The sequence below is a fragment of the Streptomyces dysideae genome, from assembly GCF_001514305.1.
Classification (GTDB): domain Bacteria; phylum Actinomycetota; class Actinomycetes; order Streptomycetales; family Streptomycetaceae; genus Streptomyces; species Streptomyces dysideae.
On record NZ_KQ949124.1, the window covers coordinates 21,025 to 39,390 of the forward strand.

Sequence of the window (18,366 nt, forward strand, 5' to 3'; positions counted from 1 at the left end):
GGTGAAGACGTACGTCAGCCACATCTTCGACAAGCTTGGGGTGCACAGCCGCACGCAGGCGGTCACACACGCCCTGCGGCTGGGGCTCGTGCCGTCCGGAGAACTCGCCCACGGCCTCGCCGCGGCGGACGAGCACCGGTGGTCGGCGTGATGAAGCCGCACCGACACCGGCCATCTGCGTGACTACACCAGCGACCCCTACGGCTCCTACACCCGCCGCAGCGGCTACTACGTCGAAGGCGGCCCGATCTTCCCCGTGCTCGCCCGCGACCGGTCGGGGCGGCTTGCGGACAAGGACGTGGTCGTGGGCGTACGACGGGGCCCACATCGCCTCGCGATCAGCAAGGAGCGGATCGAACGCGAAGGGTCCGTCCGAGCCGAGCTCGGCGGCGCGCCGGTGACCGTCCGGTGGGACCGGAATCTCGGCACCGCCCGGTCGGCGCGCGACAGCGATCGCGACCCGGCCGAGGCCTTCGACGCGATGTGGTTCGCCTGGTACGCCTTCTACCCCGACACCCGGGTCCTGCCATGAGCCGGGTGGTGGCCGCCCTGTCCCGGGCGGGAGATGCGGGGGATCGGGTCGCCCACGCCGTGGCGGCCACCCCCTCCCGCCTCCGCCGGGCGCTGTCCGTACAGCGGAGGCGGTGGATCGCGTTCGGTGCGGCGGCCGCGCTGCTGTTCCTGTACCTCTTGGCCATCGGCGACCTCGTCTTCTCGCCGTCGGGCCGCTGGGCTGGTATGCCGTTCGCGCAGACCGAGTGGGACCGGCTTTGGAACACGCGCGCCCCGTATCTCTTCGAGCCGGTGCTGGTCCTGCGCGCCCCGTACGCGGCGCTGTTCCTGAGCCCGGTCAACGTGCTGCTCGGCGCGGTCGTGGCGCTGCTCGCGGCGGCCAACACCGCCGTCGCGCTCGCCGCCCGCGACGAGGCGGCCTGCCGCACCCCACGCGCGCGGGGCCTGACCGGACTGCTCAGCGTGGTGCCGGGCTTCCTGCTCGGCTTCGCCTGCTGTGTACCGGCCTTCCTGCTGGCCCTGGGCACCGGCACCGCCGCCGCGGTCCTGCCGTTCGTGGTGCCCCTGCGCCCGGTGTTCTATCCCCTCAGCTTGATACTGCTGACCGTCTCCGTTGTGTGGGGCGCCAGGAAGCTCGACCGCCCGGCGGCGCCGAACGGGGCCGAGGAAGATGCACTGAAACATGGTCGGTTTGCTCAGATGCCCCAAGTGCCACCCACTTCGACTTCCCCTCCGCGAAGCTCGCGGCCGCAGCCGGGTGACGACGGATCGTCGAGCGTTCCGCCCAGACCGACGTAGGCGACGGTGGCGGGGACGATCCCGATCGCCGTGGTCGTGACGTACGGCACCAGCCGGATCCCGGTGGCCCCGGCCGCACAATCGACCGGCGCGGACGGGAACAGCGGGACCAGTCTGAGGAGCAGTACAGCCATGAAGCCCCGCGCGGACGCCATCACATCCAGCCGTGCCGGCCGCCCATGGCCGACCCATCGGGCCAGGCCCGAACGACAGCACCGTGGCTGTACCGGTCACCCACCGAACAGCGCCCCGGCGAACGTGGTCGGCACAGGCTCCGGGCGCGAGTGTCGTCGCGGCCAGTGGGCGAGCACGTACGACGGCGCCCGTACCCCCGAGGCTCACGCGGGTACGGGCGCCGCAGTGGATCTTCGTGTCACACAGTTCCGTCGTGCGCCTTGCTCGGAGCACCATCGACGGGCGGACGGTGATGGTCCGCCTTGGAGGGCTCCCGTTCCGGGGCGGTTCGGCGGCTCCACAGGGTCCGGGCCGTCCATCCGAGGGCCATGAGCACGGCGAGGGTTGTCAGGATGGGGGCCGGGCCGAGGTCGTTCAGCCACCGGGTCACGGTGCCCTGCCAGTGGGTGGCGGTGGTGATCACGGGGTCGTCCGCCGTGCCTCCGTGCAGCAGCCGGATCTCGTACCAGCCGTAGTACGCCACGTACGCCCCCGCGATCAGCAGCAGTGCTCCCGAGATGCGCGTGACATACGGCAGGACGGCGCGGATGCGGGCCACGGCGGCCTGCCGGGAGAGGGCGACGGCGAGGGTCAGCACGCCGACGACGGCGCCCATCCCGGCGGCGTAGGCGAGGAAGACGCCGACCACGGCCGGCACGCTGCCGCCCCGGAAGGCCGTGGTGGTCAGGGCGAGGAAGGGGCCGATGGTGCAGGACAGGGAGGCGACGGCGTACGAGATGCCGTACAGGCCCATGGACAGAGCCGAGTCGGCCGGGCGGCTGGTCGTGTGCACCTTGGGCAGCCGCACCTGCACTTCACGGCCTGTCAGCAGCCAGGTGCCCAGGGCGAGCAGGACCAGGCCGATGACGACGGTCGCCCAGGGCAGCCACCGCTCGACGGACAGGGCGAGCGGGGAGACCACGAGCGCGAAGGTCCCGAAGACCGCCGCGAAGCCGCCGGTCATGGCCGCCGTCGCGATCAAAGCCCGGGTCACCGCGCCTCGCTTGCCGGCATGTTCACCGCCCGGTTCACCACCGGAGACGAATATCGTCAGGTAGGCGGGCAGGAGCGCGAAGCCGCACGGGTTGACCGCGGCCAGCATGCCGGCGGTGAGCGCGAGGGCGTAGGGAATGCCGTTCACTGCTGGGTCAGCCGCTCGAGTTCGGCGTCGAACTGGGCGCTGGTGACCGGCCCCAGACCGACCTTGACCTTTCCGTCGTCGTTGACGAACGCGACCGCGGGCTGGGCGGGCACGCCGAAGCCGGCCCACAGCGAGCCGTCGGCGTCGACCGCGTGCGGCATGCCGTCGAGCCCGGTGTCGGAGATGAACTGCTTCATGTCCGCGGTCTCGCCACGACCCGGCACCCCTACGAAGGTGACCTTGTCGCTCCACTTCTCGGCGACCTTGGCGACGGTCGGCGCCTCACCCCGGCACACGGTGCACCAGGGGGCCCAGAACCACAGCACCGCGTCCTTGCCCGCCAGCGAGGAGCCCTCGAACGCCTTGCCGTCCACCGTCTTCGCGCTGAACCTCAGCTGCGTCGGCACCTTCGCCGCCGTGCTGCCCGCGCCCGCCTCGGAGGTCTTCGAGCCGGTGCTCCCAGTGCTCTCAGTGGTCTCTGCGGTACCACAGCCCGCCGTGAGTGCGGCGAGGACCACAGCCGTCAGGGCGGCGGCGGTCGTCCGGAAACGAAGAAGGCGCATCGAGTTCCTCCGGGGGAAGGCGTGAAGAGCGAATGGCGAAGGTGTACGGCACGACGGAAACCCGGTATCGGGCCTGGGGCTTCCCTCATTCGGCAGGGAACGCGACGTTCCGCGGTGGCCCTGTCCGTACGCTCAACAGACAACGACGCCGTCCACGCCTCGATGTGCCTGCCCGTTGTCACTACTCTGCCGTAGGTGTCGGGGCAGATCAGGCGCGTGCTGCGCAGGGCACGCAGGCGCATCCGCGTCCGGCCGGCGGCGGCCGGGCTGGATGAACTGCTTGCAAGGTGGCCCGGGTCCTACAGGGGTACCTCGACGGGGAGACGGACGAGGTCACCGCCCGCCGGGTGACAGCGCATCTGGAGGACTGCCGCCGCTGCGGACTGGAACTCGAAACCTACCGGGAGATCAAGGGTTCGCTCACTCGCCGGTCAGCACCGGACGCGGACGCGGTCGAGCGGCCGCGCGGGTTCGCCGAGGGACTGCCGCACAACGGTGGGGACGGGGAGGAGGGGGAGTGGGGCTCGGTGTGGTGTGGGCGCGGGAGGGACAAGCGTGGCGGTGAGCGGCATCGACAGGGCGGCGGCCGACACGGCTGGGACGGCCGCCGCCCTGCGTCGGCTCGTGCCCGTTCCAGAGGGGTCAAAGGGAATGTGGAGGCGCCGTCCCTGGGTTTCCAGCGTGTGGAAAGCCCCCTCACTGGGCGTCGACGGCACCTGTCGGCGGTGAGCGGGGGTTGTCGACTGTCCAGGCGCACGGGGTGGACGGTCCGGTTCCCGAGTGAGCGTTCCCGAACGGTGACAGCGTGCAGCGCCTCGACCGGCTCCGGTTCGGGGGCCACACCGTTGGCGAAGTCGGTGACGAACCCGACCAGGGCCAGGGGCAGTTCGGCCTCCCCGGCCAGTACCGCCTCCGGGCCGGCGGTCTGGCTGACGGCACTCACTCCGGCGGCGCGCAGGGCGGCGATCTCGCTGCGGGTGTTGAACCGCGGCCCGTCCACATGCCCGTACACGCCGTACGGCAGGACCGGTACTCCCAGTTGCCCAGCGGCGCTGATCAGCGCCTGCCGGAGGGGTTCGCTGAACGGCCGGTCGAAGATCCAGTGGCCTCGGCCCGGCTGACCCGGGGTGTCGTACCAGGTGCAGGGAGAGCCGTCGGGCAGCCGGTTGGAGGGGAAGTACAGGTCGTCGAAGACGACCAGCGAGCCGGGCGCGACCGCCGGGTCGACCGCCCCGCACACGGTGAGTGAGACCACGGCGTCGACGTCGAGCGCGCGCAGCGCGGCCAGGTTGGCCTTGTGCTCGATCTGGTTCGACAGACGGCGGTGGCCCGCGCCGTGTCGGGACAGCTGGACGATGTCCGTCCCCTTGAGCCGTCCCTCGGTGACCTGGGCCTCGCCGTGCGCCGTGGTGACGGAGCGCCCCGTCGCCCCTTCGAGATGGGGCCAGTCGTAGCTGCCTGAGCCGGTGATGACGCCGATGCGCATCCGGACTCCTCTCCTTTGCTTCCTTGCCGATTACTTCCTTGCCGACGTGCGGACTTCGACGATCGGCAGCAGCTTGCGCAGCTCGGCGTTCTCCACCGGGTCGAGGACCGAGTGCTGGACGCAGGCCGGGACCAGGGTGCCGTCCTCGGGGTGGGCCATGGAGTACTGGCAGGCGGCCAGGCGCTCCTGCGTTTCGCGCACACGGGGGTCGTCGCTGGTCTCGCCGCGCTGCATCAGTTCCCAGGCCGGGGCGACGTCTTCGGCGTCCATGAACATGTGCATCACGAACGTCATTGGCCGCACGCGGAAGATGTGTCGTAGCAGGCGGCCGGTACCGACCCGGCGCACGGTACGGGCCAGCCAGCCCAGTGCGATGCCGACCGTGTGCGGGTGGCGGGCGACGACGCGCAGCACCTTGGCGGTCAGCAAGGCGGGTGGGGTGCCGGTGAAATTGACCTTGCCGAGGTGGCGGAAGAAGGCATCCCGTACGGCGATGTCGCGTGGGTCGTCGCCGTCGAGGAACGGGAACCAGCGGCGGCCGACGTAGAAGCCGTAGGCGGTGCGGTTGCAGCGCACATCGCCGTTGTGGAAGACGTTGTAATCGAGGCGGGTTCCGGCGCCGCGCTCGATCTCGGTCCACACCGTGTCCGGGGTGGCCGCACGGTACTGCTCCTTCCAGCGCCGTTCGTCGCCGACGAACGCGGCGGGCTGGAAGGAGAACATGCCGTATCCGGCGGCGTGGTTGTCGCGGATGACGTCGGCGATCTCGTCCAGGTTGCCGGGGGTGACGGTCATGTTGTGGGCAAGGAAGAACCGCACCCCGTGGGCCCGCTTGAGTTTGCGGAACATGGCCGCGAACCGCTGCCGGTAGGGGCCCAGCGCCTTCTCGGTGGGCGGGCGCTCGATGCCGCGCCGGCCGTACATGAACTTGTCGAAGTGCGCGGCGAAGGAGAGCCGGTCGAAGCGTTTCTGCCCGTTCGGGCCGAGGGCGAGCCGGGTGAGGTAGTCGTAGTCGAAGTCACCGTGGGTGAAGCTCATCGGCTCGCGGCCGTGGTCACGCATGATCTTGAGGGTGGCGGCGTGGTCGTCGGGCGGCAGCAGGCTCACCTCGCCGCCGATCAGCTGCGTGTGGGCGCGGGGACCGCGTAGCTTGCGCAGCAGTTCCATCTGGGTGGCGACCTGCTCGCGGGTGTGGGGGCCGTCGACGCGGACGGCGTTGGCGTCGTGGGAGTGGTAGCAGGGGGTGCACTTCAGGTTGCACTTGGGGAAGACGCCGTGGGTGCCCTCGCAGCCCACGCCGTGCTGTCCGATGATCTGTGCCGGGGTTTTGACCCCGTCCGGGAGTTCGGCCCAGCGGCGTTGCATCGCCTCGGTGAATTCCGGGTCGTAGGGGCGGGTGGCGCGCTCCAGGGCACGCAGTCTCGCCGCGAATCCCATCAGTTCTGTTCCTGCTCTCTTGGTGCCGTGCGGCCGACCGGGATGGCCGACGTGGGTATGTGGGGTCCGGTGGGCGCGAGGGCGCGGCTGCTCCTGCTCCCGCGCAGCAGCAGCCAGGCGTACAGCAGCATCAGCGCGTCTTCGGCCAGCACCCACCAGCGCAACGGCTGTGTCGCGTACCGGCCGAAGCAGCCACAGTTGTCGATGGCGAGCCCGCGCGCGTACGCCTGCACGGCCAGCACCGCCCACACCGCGCTGACGGTGGTGTAGATCCATACCGGCGTACGCACCGTGGAGCGGGGACGGGCCAGGAACCACACCCCGGCGACCGCCTCACCGGCGATCAGCGTCACGGCGAGGACGGCCGAGCCCGCGCCGGCGGTCAGCCGGTAGGCGTCGAGGATGGCGGGCATCGCGTCGAAGGACACGAGCTGGCCCACGGCCATGGCGATGAACAGCGCCCCGAGGACGAGACGGAGGATCACCGCCGCACCCTCCTGCGCAGGCCCATCAGGCCGCCGATGATCCCCTTGTTGCGGGCCAGCCGGTCGTAGACGTCCAGCAGGGCGGCGTGCCAGGGCCCGTCCGCGTACGTCGGATACGCGTGCACGGTCCTCGCGTCCTGCGACGGCGTCCAGCCCAGCCGGTCCCGTTCCACCACTAGGTCGTTCGTGCTCATCGAACCGCCTCACTCGTCCTTTCCGTACGCACCCGCACTCCTGTCGCACCAGCGGTACGCGGGGGGAACCCGCTCAGGTGGTGGTTCCCTTCCGTTCGGGTACGCCTATTCGCGACGAGGGCCGTAGCGGTCTCGAACGGCGTCGGCGCGGCGTGTCCTGCGGAGACAGCGACCGGGGGAATGAACGCGGCGGCCTGGCGGGTTCCCGGCAGGCCGCACCCTGGCCCCCGGCGGACCGCCCGACGAATCATGGAGAGAGATGGCACTCGACACAGCCGCACCCACCGGTGAATCCCTGGTCAAGGAGTCAGTGAAGGAGTACTACGGCAGGGTCCTCGCGTCCTCCGCGGGCCTGAAGACCTCGGCGTGCTGCACGGACGCGGCTCCGCCCCCGCACATCGCCGCCGCGCTGGGCCGGGTGCACGAGGAGGTCCTGGACCGCTTCTACGGCTGCGGTGTGTTGTCGCCTCCAACCGACGCGATCAGTGCCCCGCTCCTCGCTGTGTCAACGGCCATCTCGTTCGGTCTCGCAGGCCGCCAGGAGGCGGCCACCGGCGATTGGAGGCGCTCGGCGTGGAGGGCGACCGCCTGACGATCACCGGCCACCACAGGCACCAGTCCGGCGACGGCGGCCGTTCTCGCACATGGCGCTGGACACGGACCAGCCTGGCCGCCGAGGTGGTCCGCACTGGGCCCGGACCATGGCCGTCACCACACTCCTGACGTATGCGCGTCGGTCATTCGCGGACCGCGAGGCCATGTGAGATGAGAAGCGGGTCTTCAGCTTGCGGGGGCAGCGCCAGCGGCGCGGGCTGACGAAAACAGGTCGGTCGGAGGAGAACGCCGGAGTCGGCGTGTTCTCCCCCGGCCTCTTGAATAAGGACACCATCCGTCGATCGCCTGATGGCGATCACCTCGGCAGGGTACGGCCACCTTCACTAGCCCTCGGACGACTCTTCGCCCTCGGCCTTTGGCGCCTCTGCCTCCTCCTTCTCCGTTTCGGCTGGGGGCTGTTCGCCTTCGGCCGGGGTCGCCTCGGCTTCCGCGGTCTCACCGGTCGCGGGAGCTTCCGCCTCCGTGCCTTCCGTGGTCTCCGCCGCTTCGGCCGCCGGCTGCTCGCCCTCGGTCGGGGTCTCCTCGGGTTCCTGAGGTGCCTGTTCGGTGTCGCTCATGTGTTCACCTCCTTCTCGCCGCGCACAAGTCAGAGAATGCACACTTTCATATGCTTTACAGGTTTTGTCCTAGTCCTCGAAGGTGAGGATGTCAATGGGACCTGGGGCGCGAGGTGCGGGTGCGAACGCCAGACTGCAGTGGTTTCTCGCCGGCGCTCTCCTTGCTGCCGCTTGTAGGTCGGTGGTTTGCGCCCGGACAGCGATGCGTCGTTGGTGGCGAAAGGGGAGTAGCCGACTGCGTTGTCACACAGGACGGTGTCACGCGAGTGGCCACCGGATCGGAGAGGGGCGGTCAGGCCCTTACCTCCCCAATCCCCCGTGCAACACGGAGAGTTGGTCGGCCCACTTCCGGCGGGGGCCTGAAGGGACACGGCGGCCTGGTCCGTATGGATCGGGGACACGCCGACGGGGCCGTTTCGATGCCCCAGTCCTCACCGCCCCCTACCCTCGGCGCTGTGACGCTGACAGACGGAACGTACCGGCTCGGGCCGTCGGCCGCCCGCCTCCTGATCAGGACCGGCCGTGCCGGGCTGGGTCGCAGGGCGGGACACGACCTCATGATCGAGGCCACCCGGTGGTCCGGGGAGGCAGTGGTGGTTGCCGGTGACCCGGACAGGTCGTCGGTGAATGTGGTGGTCGAGGCGGGCTCGCTGGAAGTCCGGGAGGGAACGGGCGGGCTGAAAGCGCTCACCGACGCCGACCGTGCCGAGATCAAACGGACGTTGGGAGACAAGCTCCTACTGCACACCGCAGAGCACCCCACGATCACCTTCCGCTCCACCCGCATCACGGGAACACCGAACTCCTTCGAGATCACCGGGGACCTCACGATCAAGGGCCGGACTCACCCGGCGACGGTGCACGGCAAGGGGAATGGCGACGGACTCTTGCGCGGCTGGGCGACCATCACACAGTCCACCTGGGGAATCAAGCCCTACACCGCGTTCCTGGGCGCGTTGCGACTGGCCGACGAGGTCCGGGTGGAGTTCGAGGTGGCCAGGCTCGAACCGGTGAACCGGCCTGAGTAGTCGCCCACACCAACTTCCCGCTCGCGCAGGGCATCCGGCACCCGGTCGGCATCAAGCCCCACCGGGGCGGCGGTTCGCGACGCCCTGCCTCTCCCGGCTCTCCTGAAGACGCGGCTTCGCGCGGGGTCCGCTTCGGGCTTGGGCCCACGCGGAGCCGGTCTCAGGGGTGGAAAGGCCGATGCCCGGTGGTTCGGTGCGGAGGATGTCCCGGCCGCCCGGTGCGGCCTGGAGGGGGACGCGGACGGGTACAGGGCGGTGGGGTGGGCGCCGGGGAGTCCTGCGCCGGTGCGTAGGGGGCCGGCGGGTCGAACTTGTCGGGCTCGTCCTCCCGATTTCCCGCAGCCACCCGAACGGCCCATGCGCCCCTGTGAGCCGAGCCACCCGCTATCGCCCGCCTCCCATGCCCCAGAGCCTCGGGACAGCATCTTCCCGCCGTGCACTGTGCGCCGTTTGGACGGACGCTGAGCAAAGGCTCGATCCCGGCGACTGCGGGAGGCACCGTGTGGTTGTGGCTGCCTTGCTTGTGCCAGTGGGGATGCTGTTGCTCCTGATCGCCATGGAGGCGTACGAGGACCGGCTGTTTCCTCTGCCTCCAACACCCCCGCCGCAGGGCGACGACTCCGAACAGCCCGCATCGGACTGAACCGGCGGCTCCGTCGGTGGTCGCCACGACACCGTGCGACTGACTTGACTTCGCCGTTCGTCATCGTTCGGTCGCATGACCCATGCCCATGCATGCTCGTTGGGCACAGCATCACGTTCTTGATCCCGCGGGTGCGCGATCCCTCGTGAGGGCCCGATCCCCATCCAGCCCTGGGTCCTCACCTGGTCCGTGGGCATCTCCGATGACACCCCGGTCTTCGACCGGCGCCCTGTCACCCTCGATCACATCCGTGCGCTGCGCACGCTTGGGCCCGGTGCCGACGAGCTTTACCTTGTCTTCTCGGCGAGCGGGGGAGCGGAAGTGCTGCCTCTGGACACCATCGAGAGGCGGCTGGCCAAGGGGTGGCTGGGCGTCCTCATCGCAGGCGCCCGTGATCTGCCCGGAAGCGTGATCGGCCCGGAAGCGTGATCGGCCCGGAGGAGCCGGAACACAGTCCCGAGCCCGAGGCGCGTGATGCTCAGCTGCCCGGTCGCGGCCAAGGCGTCCACGATCCGTATTTCCCGAAGGTCTGGGTCTTGCCGAGGGCAGACCCGCCGCCAGACCTACGGCACCGAAGACCGGGACCTGGATCTTCGCCTGCTTGCCCTGGCGCGCGGCGTGCACGACCTGCGAAGCCTGGACGCCGGACGGCCTGGTGGGCTGCCGGCGGCGGTATGGCACGGCCTGCTCACGGAAGACCGCCTCGACCTCGCGCCTTTCCGCCGGCCCGGCAGTGACCGTTGGCGAAGCGGCAGCGGCCTCCCCTTGGGCCCCTTGGCCGCAGTCCAGCTCTACATCACCAACGCCAACCCGAAGATGACCGCGGGTCTGTCGAGGACCTCGGTCGGACTATCTGATGGCGGCCGGGGATCCGGCCGAGGTCAGCCGGGCGCATGTGGAGGCGTTCCAGGCATGGGTCCTCCCATGGCAGTGTCGTCGTCCACCACGAGGCACACCGCCCGCCCCCCATCGCGCATCCGTGCCAGTATCTCGTCGACCGGCTGGTCGGCCCGGCAGGTGAGCACCTCGCGCTGCGCCACGGCCCCCGCCGACAGCGCCGCGGCGGACCGTCCCTCCGCGAGCCATCCGGCTGCCAGCCAGTCGGCCTTCCCCGGAACGTAGTCGTAGACCTGGCGTTGGACGCTCAAGACCGGCGTTTGCGGCAGCTGGGCGGCCCGGTTGTCCGGCAGGTAGGCGGGGTGCGCTCGGCCATGTCCTCCAGGGTGGCGCGCGCAGCGGCCTCGGCGGCGCCGATCGACCGGCTGCATGAGCAGCCTGGCCAGGATTCGTCCATACCCTGCGCTCTTCCCTCCTCGCGCATCCGTTTCAGGCGCGGCACCGCGGGGACCCGGTACTGGATTCTGTGGGAAGGGAAGCAGGCCGTGCCCGACACCGAGCTGCGCCGCATCCGGGACGAGGCGCTACCCCTGACCGATCAGACGTCGCTGGACCCGCTGCTTGAACGAATCGGCGACGCCCGTTACGTGCTGCTCGGTGAGGCGTCCCACGGCACCGCCGACTACTACCAGGTCCGTGACGTACTGACGCGCCGGCTCATCAAAGAGATGGGCTTCTCCTTTGTCGCGGTGGAGGGGGACTGGCCGGACTGCCTGGCCGTGCACAGCGCGGTGGTCGCCGCGCCGGGCGCGCCCGAGGACCCCGGCGAGGTGCTGGCGGGCTTCCGGCGCTGGCCGACCTGGATGTGGGGCAACACCGACGTGGCGGACTTCGCCCGGTGGCTGCGTCGGCACAACGAGCAGCTGCCGCCAGGGCGGCGCGTCGGCTTCTTCGGGCTCGACGTCTACGGCCTGTGGGAGTCGCTGCACGCGGTGCTCGCCCATCTGCGGGAGCACGACCCCGACCACGTGGAGCACGCCTTGGAGGCGTACCGCTGTCTCGAGCCGTATGCCGAGGACCCCCAGGCCTATGCGCCGGCCACCCGCTTCACCCCGGAGGACTGTCAGCCGCAGGTGGTGTCCCTGCTCACCGAGCTGCGGCAGCGGGCGGCACGGCCCGCGGTGGCCGACGGCTCGCTCGCCGAGTTCGCCGCACGGCAGAACGCGGAAGTACTGGCCGGCGCTGAACGCTACTACCGGGCCATGCTCTACAGCGGGCCCGAGTCCTGGAACATCCGCGACCATCACATGGCCGACACCCTGGACCGGCTGATGAAACACCACGGTCCGGACGCCAAGGCGGTGGTGTGGGCGCACAACACCCACATCGGAGACGCCCGCGCCACGGACATGGCTGACATCGGCGAGGTCAACATCGGCCAGCTGGTGCGCGAACGCCACATGGGCAAGGGCGTCGTGCTCGTCGGCTTCGGCTCGCACTCCGGCACCGTCGTCGCCGCGGAGGAGTGGGGCGACGTGCCCCGGATCACGGATGTGCCGCCCGCGCACACCGGAAGCATGGAAGACCTGCTCCACCGGGCGCTTCCGGCTGAGCGGGCCCTGTTCATCTTCCCCCACGTGCAGTTGCAGCGGCCGCCGACCACCGGCCTGGGCGAATGGTTCCACCAGGAGCGCGGTCACCGCGCCATCGGCGTGGTCTACCGGCCGCAGTACGAACGCATGAGCAACTACGTCCCCACCGTCCTCGCTCAACGCTACGACGCCTTCTGCTATCTCGACCGCACCCATGCCCTCACCTCGCTGCAGCCCTTGGCTGCGGAGAGCCTGGAGGAGCAGACCTGGCCCGTGGGCGTGTGACGTTCAGTGCGGTTGGGGTGGAGTCGCTGGGCCGTCCGGGGCAGACTCCGGAAGCGTTGCCGGAGTGACGGCAGCTGCGCGGCTCAGCCGACCGAAGCAGCCGCTGAGCAGCCCGGAGACGGGCTCTGCGAGATCGCCGAATGCCGAGTGGGGCGGGCGACTGCTGCGGCTCCTGACCGACCGCGGCGCCCGCCGACGCGGGCTGTCCGCGTCACCCGGATCCTCGGCGCAGTGGACGCAACCGCAGTCCCTGCATGCCGCCGTCGACGGCGAGGGCGGTGCCGGTGACGGAGGCGGCGGCGGGGCTCGCGAGGTAGGCGACGGCCGCGGCGACCTCGTCGGCGGTGACCAGACGGCCCATGGGCTGACGGGCGCCCAGGGCGGCGCGCTCCGCCTCGGGGTCGTCGGCGGCGTCCAGCAGCCGGGAGACCCAGGGGGTGTCGGCGGTGCCGGGGTTGACGCAGTTGACGCGGATGCCCTCGCGGACGTGGTCGGCGGCCATCGCCAGGGTCAGTGACAGCACGGCGCCCTTGCTGGCGGAGTACAGGGCGCGCTGCGGCAGACCGGCGGTGGCGGCGATGGAGCAGGTGTTGACGATCGCCGCGCTCGTGGAGCGCCGCAGATACGGCAGGGCGGCACGGGTGGTACGGACGATACCGAGGACGTTGACGTCCAGGACCCGGTGCCACTGCTCGTCGGGGTTGTCCTCGACGGTGCCCGCGGCGCCGATGCCGGCGTTGTTGACGAGGATGTCGACACCGGCGAGTTCCGCGGCGGCCGTCTCCACCGCGGTCCGTACCGAGGCGTCGTCCGCGACGTCGGCCGTGAGGCCGAGCAGCGGCGGGCGGACCGCCGACGGGTCGAGGTCGAGTACGGCGACCCGGGCGCCCTGCACGGACAACGTCCGGGCCGTGGCCAGCCCGATGCCGGACGCGCCACCGGTGACGAGGGCCCTGAGGCCTGACAGGCCGGTCATGCGGCCTGCTCCGTCCCGGCGAGGTCGGCGGCCCAGAACGCGCCGTCCGGATAGCGGTATTCGGCGATGGACTCGGGGTGCATCGTCGCGGAGAAGCCGGGGGCGAGCGGCGCGGTGTAGTGGCCGTCGCGCATCACCACGGGCGCCTCGAAGTGCTCGTGGAGGTGGTCGACGTACTCGATGACGCGGTCCGCTGTGGTGCCGGACAGGGCGAGGTAGTCGAACATCGACAGGTGCTGGACGAGTTCGCACAGTCCGACCCCGCCGGCGTGCGGGCACACCGGCACCCCGAACTTGGCTGCGAGCAGCAGGATCGCCAGGTTCTCGTTGACGCCCCCGACCCGGGCGGCGTCGATCTGCAGCACGTCGATGGCGTCGGCCTGCAGCAGTTGCTTGAAGACGATCCGGTTCTGCACGTGTTCGCCGGTGGCGACCTTCACGGGCGCGACACCCTTGCGCACGCTGGCATGGCCGAGGACGTCGTCGGGGCTGGTGGGTTCCTCGATCCAGTACGGGTCGAAGGCGGCGAGTGCGTTGGTCCACTCGATGGCCTCGCCGACGTTCCAGCGCTGGTTGGCGTCGATGGCGATGCGGATGCCGTCGCCGACGGCGGCGCGGGCGGTGCGCAGCCGGCGGACGTCGTCCTCCAGGTCGGCGCCGACCTTGAGTTTGATCTGGGTGAAGCCGTCGGCGACGGCCTGCCTGGCCAGCCGGGTGAGCTTCTCGTCGGAGTAGCCGAGCCAGCCCGGAGACGTGGTGTAGCCGGGGTAGCCGCGCTCGAGCAGGACGGCCTCGCGGTCCGCCAGACCTTCCCGGCGGGCGCGGAGCAGGCCGAGGGCCTCTTCGGGGGTGAGGGCGTCGGCGATGTAACGGAAGTCGACCTGGGAGACCAGCCACTCCGGTTCGGCGTGGGCGAGCAGCTGCCACAGCGGCTTGCCCCGCCGCTTGGCGGCCAGGTCCCACACGGCGTTGACCACGGCGCCGATCGCCATGTGCATCACGCCCTTCTCGGGGCCGAGCCAGCGCAGCTGGCTGTCACCGATCAGATCCCGGTTCACCAGGCCGGGGTCGGTGCACAGTTCCTCGACGCCGCGGCCCAGCAGATGGGGGCGCAGGGCGTTGATCGCGGCGACCTGTACGTCGTTGCCGCGCCCGATGGTGAAGGTGAAGCCGTGGCCTTCGAGCCCGTCGCCCGCGTCGGTACGCAGCACCACATAGGCGGCGGAGTAGTCGGGGTCCGGGTTCATCGCGTCGGAGCCGTCCAGCTCCCGTGAGGTGGGAAACCGGATGTCATAGGTGTCGACAGCGGTGATCCGGGGTGCGGTTGCAGTCACGAGGCTGCCTTTCAGGCTTGGGCGAAGGTCTGGCGCTGGCCGCCGAGCCCGTCGATGGAAAGTTCGACCGTGTCACCGGGGCGCAGGTACGGGGTGCCGGGAAGTCCGAGGGCCACGCCCGCGGGTGTCCCGGTGTTGATCACGTCACCCGGTTCCAGGACCAGGTACTGGCTCAGGTACGACACGATGTGGTCGACCGGGAAGATCATGTCCTGGGTGTGGCCCTGCTGCCGCTTCACGCCGTTCACGCTCAGGTGCAGGTCGAGGTTCTGTGGTTCGCCCACCTCGTCCGCGGTGACGAGCCACGGGCCGAGCGGATTGAAGGTCTCGCAGGACTTGCCGAGGTCTCACTGGGACGAGTACTCGAGCTGGAACTCGCGTTCCGAGACGTCATGGCTGACCGCGTAGCCGGCGATCACGTCGGCGGCTTCCTCGGGACCGCCGAGATAGCGGGCCCGGCGGCCGATGACGACGGCGAGTTCCACCTCCCAGTCGGTCTTCACCGAACCGCGCGGGATGAGCACCTCGTCGTAGGGGCCGACCACCGTGCCGGGGTCCTTCATGAAGACCACGGGACGTGGGGGGATGGCGGCCCCGGTCTCGGCGGCGTGGTCGCGGTAGTTCAGACCGACGCAGATGACCTTGCCGGGACGGGCGACGGGCGCGCCGATCCGGACGCCCTCGGCGTCGAGTTCGGGCAGCGTGCCCGCCCCGACGGCGGCGCGCAGCCGGTCGAGGCCTCCGGAGCCCAGAAACGCGCCATCGATGTCGGCGGTGACGGAGGACGCGTCCAGCAGCAGCCCGTCCTCGGTGCGGACGGCCGGCTTCTCCTCGCCGGGGGCGCCCAGGCGCAGGGCGTCGCCTTCCTCTTCATCTCCCACCATCTGCAGGAGGTCTACGACCTCTGCACCACGGTCACCGTCTACCGTGACGCCGCCCACATCCTCACCGCGCCCGTCGCCGATCTGGGCCACCGGGCACTGGTGGAGGCCATGACCGGAGAGTCGGCCACCGCCGCCGCGACGTCCGCCGCGGGCGGCTCCGCGTCCGCGCGGACCGACTCCAGGGAACTGCTGAGGATCGAGGGTCTGACGCTGCCGGGCGCGTGCGAGGAGCTGTCGCTGTCGGTCCACGCGGGCGAGGTGGTCGGGCTCGCGGGTGCCACGGCCAGCGGCAACGTCCGGCTGGGGGAGGCGATCGCCGGTCTGCACCGCTCCGACAGCGGCACGATCCGCGTCGACGGCCGCAAGCTGCGCCCCGGCAGTGTGCCGGCAGCCCTCGCCGCCGGGGTGGGTCTGGTGCCCGAGGACCGTCATCTGCAGGGCCTGGTCGGCAACCGCAGCGTGGCGGAGAACGCGACGCTGACCGTGACCGACCAACTCGGCCCGTTCGGCACCGTACTGCCCGCCCGCACCAGGACGTTCGCCCAGCGCATGATCCGGGATCTCGACATCAAGACCCCGGGAGCGGCCACCCCGGTCTCCGCCCTCTCCGGCGGAAATCAGCAGAAGGTCGTCGTCGCCCGCGCCCTGGCCACCGACCCCCACGTCCTGGTGGCCATCCGCCCCACGAACGGGGTGGACGTCAAGTCCAAGGAATTCCTGCTCGGCAGGATCAGTCAGGTCGCCGACGCCGGGAAGGCCGCCCTGATCGTCTCCGACGAACTGGACGACCTCAAGGTGTGCGACCGGGTCGTCGTGATGTTCCACGGCCGCGTGGTCGCCCGGTTCGACCGCGGGTGGAAGGACGAGCACGTGGTCGCCGCCATGGAGGGCGTCGGCGGACCGGCCACCGCATCCGGCGTCGAGCACACCGCCGTATCCGATCCCGGGCAGACAGAGCAGCCCGAGCAGCCCCAAGCGCACGGAAGGTAGTCATGTCCGCAACCACAGAAGTCACCGACCCCGCAGCGAGCGTGGCGGCGCCGCCCGCCGCGGACCCCGTCCGGCGCGGGCTCGACCTCGGCCGTTTCCGTGACCTGTCCCTGGTACCGGCCATCCTGGCGCTCGGCGTGATCGGTTTCATCGTCTCGCCGGCCTTCCTCACCGCCGACAACCTCATCGGCGTGGCCCAGCAGTCCACGGAGCTGAGCCTGCTCGTGCTGGCCACGGCGCTGATCCTCATCGTCGGCCGGATGGACCTGTCGCTGGAGTCCACCATCGGTGTGGCCCCCGTCATCGCCGTCTGGCTGGTCCTGCCCAGCAGCGGCGGGCGGTTCACGGGCCTCGGGCTCTTCCCCGAGTGGATGGCGGTCCCGCTCTGTCTGCTGGTCGGCGTGCTGATCGGCGCCGTCAACGGCTTCCTCATCCTCAAGCTGCGCCTCAACGGATTCATCGTCACCCTCGGCGGGCTGACCATGCTGCGCGGGCTGCAGGTCGCCCTCTCCGAGGGGCAGTCCATCGTGGATCTGCCCTCGTCGTTCACCTACCTGGGCAAGGCATCCTGGCTGGGCGTGCCGGCGGCCATCTGGATCTGTGTGATGCTCTTCGCCCTCGGCGGCAGCGCGCTGGCCTGGCTGCGGCACGGCCGGGCGCTGTACGCGATCGGAGGCAACGCGGAGGCCGCCCGCACGGCCGGCATCCGGGTGGACCGGATCGTCTGGGGTGTCCTCATCCTCGGCAGCCTGCTCGCCGCGTTCGCCGGCATCCTCTACAGCGGGCACTACGGCTCCGTCTCCGCGACCCAGGGCAGCGGCTGGATCTTCCAGGTCTTCGCCGCGACGGTCATCGGGGGCGTCAGCCTCAACGGCGGCCGGGGGTCGGTGCTCGGTGCCCTCACCGGTGTGCTGACCCTCCAGCTCGTCGTCAACGTCATGACCCTGGCGGGTGTGCCGCCGCTGTGGAACCAGTTCCTCAACGGCGCGATCATCATCGTCGCGCTGATCATCTCCCGGTTCGCCTCGGGCGAGAAGCAGGAGTAGGAGGCCCCCGCGCCGCGGCTCCGCCCGGATCTCACGGGTTCCGGGCGGAGCCCCCCACCCGACCGGCACGGAGAGGCTCACTGATGGCGCTGACGGACGAGGCCATAGACAAGATCAAGGCGATGATCCTGGACGGCCAACTGGCCCCCGGCTCGAGGCTGCCGAAGGAGGAGGTCCTCGCCGGACAGCTCGGCCTGTCCCGCAATTCGCTGCGCGAGGCGGTCCGGGCGCTGACCGCGATGCGGGATCCTGGTCGCCCGGCAGGGTGACGGCACCTATGTGTCCAGTCTCGAACCCCAACTCCTGCTCGAGACGCTGTCCTTCGCCGCCGACGTCTCCCAGGGCGACACAGCCCTCCAACTGCTCCAGGTGCGCAGACTGCTCGAACCGCAGGCCACGGGACTGGCCGCCGCCCTGCTCAAGCCGGAGGACCTCCGTGCGCTGCGCGGCATCCTCGACCAGTGCCGCTCCGCAGCCACCGTCGAGGAGTTCGTCGCCCACGACATCGCGTTCCACCTGCGCATCGTCGAAGCCGTCGGCAACCCGGTGCTGTCCATGCTGTTGCGCGTGCTGTCCACCCGCACCCAGCGCGTGCGCATCGTCCGCGGCAGCCGTACCCGGTTCGCCCTGGGGCAGGCTCACCGGGACCACGAGGAAATCCTCCGCGCGCTCCAGTCGCGCCTCCGCCGCCACGGTGCACATCTCCGCCGTCGAGCAGTGGCTGGCGGGGCACCCAACGGCCACGGCCCACAACCGGGGAACGCTGGACAGCGGCTGAACAGCTCGTC

Annotated in this window: 18 protein-coding genes and 5 pseudogenes; 11 read left to right on the plus strand and 12 right to left on the minus strand. The window is 70.6% G+C overall.

Features of this window, described 5'->3' with window-relative positions; translation table 11 throughout:
* Window positions 1-172: 172 nt before the first annotated feature.
* Window positions 173-532 (plus strand): annotated as a pseudogene (locus AQJ91_RS43740) (DUF3179 domain-containing (seleno)protein); the annotation flags it as partial.
* Window positions 529-1,311, plus strand: a complete 783-nt coding sequence (locus AQJ91_RS43745; RefSeq protein ID WP_159054802.1) for a hypothetical protein — start codon at window positions 529-531, stop codon at window positions 1,309-1,311. The pseudogene AQJ91_RS43740 and the gene AQJ91_RS43745, both read left to right, overlap by 4 nt.
* Here the strand turns inward: AQJ91_RS43745 and AQJ91_RS58615 are convergent.
* The 3 genes from AQJ91_RS58615 to AQJ91_RS43755 form a co-directional block, all read right to left on the minus strand.
* Window positions 1,209-1,466, minus strand: coding sequence for a VTT domain-containing protein (locus tag AQJ91_RS58615; RefSeq protein WP_407697046.1), 258 nt, complete (start codon window positions 1,464-1,466; stop codon window positions 1,209-1,211). The genes AQJ91_RS43745 and AQJ91_RS58615 overlap by 103 nt on opposite strands.
* Before the next feature lie 218 nt (window positions 1,467-1,684).
* On the minus strand, window positions 1,685-2,626 hold the full coding sequence (locus tag AQJ91_RS43750) for a cytochrome c biogenesis CcdA family protein (protein ID WP_079085657.1): 942 nt from the start codon (window positions 2,624-2,626) through the stop codon (window positions 1,685-1,687).
* The gene (locus tag AQJ91_RS43755; RefSeq protein WP_067034329.1) at window positions 2,623-3,189 is read right to left on the minus strand and encodes a redoxin family protein; all 567 of its coding nucleotides are present in this window, start codon (window positions 3,187-3,189) and stop codon (window positions 2,623-2,625) included. The genes AQJ91_RS43750 and AQJ91_RS43755 overlap by 4 nt, the downstream gene beginning before the upstream one ends.
* A gap of 287 nt (window positions 3,190-3,476) precedes the next feature.
* On the opposite strand from AQJ91_RS43755, the pseudogene AQJ91_RS56940 reads away from it, so the two are divergent.
* Window positions 3,477-3,530 (plus strand): annotated as a pseudogene (locus tag AQJ91_RS56940) (anti-sigma factor family protein); the annotation flags it as partial.
* Window positions 3,531-3,586: 56 nt separating this feature from the next.
* Here the strand turns inward: AQJ91_RS56940 and AQJ91_RS53065 are convergent.
* Genes AQJ91_RS53065 through AQJ91_RS43775 form a run of 4 tightly spaced genes read right to left on the minus strand, consistent with a single transcriptional unit; the run spans window position 3,587 to window position 6,791 of the window.
* Window positions 3,587-4,675, minus strand: a complete 1,089-nt coding sequence (locus tag AQJ91_RS53065; RefSeq protein WP_107122703.1) for an MTAP family purine nucleoside phosphorylase — start codon at window positions 4,673-4,675, stop codon at window positions 3,587-3,589.
* A gap of 30 nt (window positions 4,676-4,705) precedes the next feature.
* On the minus strand, window positions 4,706-6,112 hold the full coding sequence (locus AQJ91_RS43765; RefSeq protein ID WP_067034331.1) for a radical SAM domain-containing protein: 1,407 nt from the start codon (window positions 6,110-6,112) through the stop codon (window positions 4,706-4,708).
* Entirely contained in the window at window positions 6,112-6,597 is a 486-nt protein-coding gene (locus tag AQJ91_RS43770) for a MauE/DoxX family redox-associated membrane protein (RefSeq protein WP_067034334.1), read from the minus strand. The genes AQJ91_RS43765 and AQJ91_RS43770 overlap by 1 nt, the downstream gene beginning before the upstream one ends.
* The gene (locus AQJ91_RS43775; RefSeq protein WP_067034337.1) at window positions 6,594-6,791 is read right to left on the minus strand and encodes a hypothetical protein; all 198 of its coding nucleotides are present in this window, start codon (window positions 6,789-6,791) and stop codon (window positions 6,594-6,596) included. Before AQJ91_RS43775 ends, AQJ91_RS43770 begins: the two co-directional genes overlap by 4 nt.
* A 259-nt stretch (window positions 6,792-7,050) precedes the next feature.
* On the opposite strand from AQJ91_RS43775, the gene AQJ91_RS54920 reads away from it, so the two are divergent.
* A complete protein-coding gene (locus AQJ91_RS54920; RefSeq protein WP_067034340.1) occupies window positions 7,051-7,383 on the plus strand; it encodes a hypothetical protein in 333 nt (110 codons plus the stop codon).
* Window positions 7,384-7,729: 346 nt separating this feature from the next.
* On the opposite strand, the gene AQJ91_RS43785 is transcribed toward AQJ91_RS54920, so the two are convergent.
* Window positions 7,730-7,963 (minus strand): hypothetical protein, encoded by a 234-nt coding sequence (locus AQJ91_RS43785; protein ID WP_067034343.1) that lies wholly within the window; start codon window positions 7,961-7,963, stop codon window positions 7,730-7,732.
* A 455-nt stretch (window positions 7,964-8,418) separates the two neighbouring features.
* Here AQJ91_RS43785 and AQJ91_RS43790 point away from each other — a divergent pair, with 455 nt between their 5' ends.
* From AQJ91_RS43790 to AQJ91_RS54925, 3 genes are all read left to right on the plus strand, one after another.
* On the plus strand, window positions 8,419-8,991 hold the full coding sequence (locus AQJ91_RS43790; protein WP_067034346.1) for a YceI family protein: 573 nt from the start codon (window positions 8,419-8,421) through the stop codon (window positions 8,989-8,991).
* Window positions 8,992-9,499: 508 nt separating this feature from the next.
* Complete coding sequence (locus AQJ91_RS57615) at window positions 9,500-9,634, plus strand: hypothetical protein (RefSeq protein ID WP_267891310.1); 135 nt, start codon at window positions 9,500-9,502, stop codon at window positions 9,632-9,634.
* A 189-nt stretch (window positions 9,635-9,823) separates the two neighbouring features.
* Entirely contained in the window at window positions 9,824-10,063 is a 240-nt protein-coding gene (locus tag AQJ91_RS54925) for a hypothetical protein (protein WP_067034349.1), read from the plus strand.
* 452 nt (window positions 10,064-10,515) lie between these two features.
* Here AQJ91_RS54925 and AQJ91_RS54930 read toward each other — a convergent pair whose 3' ends face one another.
* Window positions 10,516-10,782 (minus strand): CBS domain-containing protein, encoded by a 267-nt coding sequence (locus AQJ91_RS54930; RefSeq protein WP_067034352.1) that lies wholly within the window; start codon window positions 10,780-10,782, stop codon window positions 10,516-10,518.
* A 234-nt stretch (window positions 10,783-11,016) separates the two neighbouring features.
* On the opposite strand from AQJ91_RS54930, the gene AQJ91_RS43805 reads away from it, so the two are divergent.
* The gene (locus AQJ91_RS43805) at window positions 11,017-12,348 is read left to right on the plus strand and encodes an erythromycin esterase family protein (RefSeq protein ID WP_234383399.1); all 1,332 of its coding nucleotides are present in this window, start codon (window positions 11,017-11,019) and stop codon (window positions 12,346-12,348) included.
* A 211-nt stretch (window positions 12,349-12,559) separates the two neighbouring features.
* On the opposite strand, the gene AQJ91_RS43810 is transcribed toward AQJ91_RS43805, so the two are convergent.
* From AQJ91_RS43810 to AQJ91_RS43820, 3 genes and pseudogenes are all read right to left on the minus strand, one after another.
* Window positions 12,560-13,324, minus strand: coding sequence for an SDR family NAD(P)-dependent oxidoreductase (locus tag AQJ91_RS43810; RefSeq protein ID WP_067034355.1), 765 nt, complete (start codon window positions 13,322-13,324; stop codon window positions 12,560-12,562).
* Window positions 13,321-14,658 (minus strand): L-fuconate dehydratase, encoded by a 1,338-nt coding sequence (locus tag AQJ91_RS43815; protein WP_067034359.1) that lies wholly within the window; start codon window positions 14,656-14,658, stop codon window positions 13,321-13,323. Before AQJ91_RS43815 ends, AQJ91_RS43810 begins: the two co-directional genes overlap by 4 nt.
* Before the next feature lie 11 nt (window positions 14,659-14,669).
* Window positions 14,670-15,542: pseudogene (locus AQJ91_RS43820) on the minus strand (fumarylacetoacetate hydrolase family protein).
* On the opposite strand from AQJ91_RS43820, the pseudogene AQJ91_RS43825 reads away from it, so the two are divergent.
* From AQJ91_RS43825 to AQJ91_RS43835, 3 genes and pseudogenes are all read left to right on the plus strand, one after another.
* A pseudogene (locus AQJ91_RS43825) lies at window positions 15,504-16,532 on the plus strand (ATP-binding cassette domain-containing protein); the annotation flags it as partial. The pseudogenes AQJ91_RS43820 and AQJ91_RS43825 overlap by 39 nt on opposite strands.
* A 2-nt stretch (window positions 16,533-16,534) precedes the next feature.
* A complete protein-coding gene (locus AQJ91_RS43830; RefSeq protein ID WP_067034363.1) occupies window positions 16,535-17,578 on the plus strand; it encodes an ABC transporter permease in 1,044 nt (347 codons plus the stop codon).
* 83 nt (window positions 17,579-17,661) lie between these two features.
* Window positions 17,662-18,356 (plus strand): annotated as a pseudogene (locus tag AQJ91_RS43835) (FadR/GntR family transcriptional regulator).
* Window positions 18,357-18,366: the final 10 nt, after the last annotated feature.

What these genes read in the sequence shown, in the direction of transcription:
- AQJ91_RS53065 (WP_107122703.1), bottom strand. Translation starts at nt 4,675, where the DNA reads ATGCGCATCGGCGTCATCACCGGCTCAGGCAGCTACGACTGGCCCCAT.
- AQJ91_RS43785 (WP_067034343.1), bottom strand. Translation starts at nt 7,963, where the DNA reads ATGAGCGACACCGAACAGGCACCTCAGGAACCCGAGGAGACCCCGACC.
- AQJ91_RS43765 (WP_067034331.1), bottom strand. Translation starts at nt 6,112, where the DNA reads ATGGGATTCGCGGCGAGACTGCGTGCCCTGGAGCGCGCCACCCGCCCC.
- AQJ91_RS43810 (WP_067034355.1), bottom strand. Translation starts at nt 13,324, where the DNA reads ATGACCGGCCTGTCAGGCCTCAGGGCCCTCGTCACCGGTGGCGCGTCC.
- AQJ91_RS54920 (WP_067034340.1), top strand. Translation starts at nt 7,051, where the DNA reads ATGGCACTCGACACAGCCGCACCCACCGGTGAATCCCTGGTCAAGGAG.
- AQJ91_RS43775 (WP_067034337.1), bottom strand. Translation starts at nt 6,791, where the DNA reads ATGAGCACGAACGACCTAGTGGTGGAACGGGACCGGCTGGGCTGGACG.
- AQJ91_RS43830 (WP_067034363.1), top strand. Translation starts at nt 16,535, where the DNA reads ATGTCCGCAACCACAGAAGTCACCGACCCCGCAGCGAGCGTGGCGGCG.
- AQJ91_RS58615 (WP_407697046.1), bottom strand. Translation starts at nt 1,466, where the DNA reads ATGGCGTCCGCGCGGGGCTTCATGGCTGTACTGCTCCTCAGACTGGTC.
- AQJ91_RS43745 (WP_159054802.1), top strand. Translation starts at nt 529, where the DNA reads ATGAGCCGGGTGGTGGCCGCCCTGTCCCGGGCGGGAGATGCGGGGGAT.
- AQJ91_RS43755 (WP_067034329.1), bottom strand. Translation starts at nt 3,189, where the DNA reads ATGCGCCTTCTTCGTTTCCGGACGACCGCCGCCGCCCTGACGGCTGTG.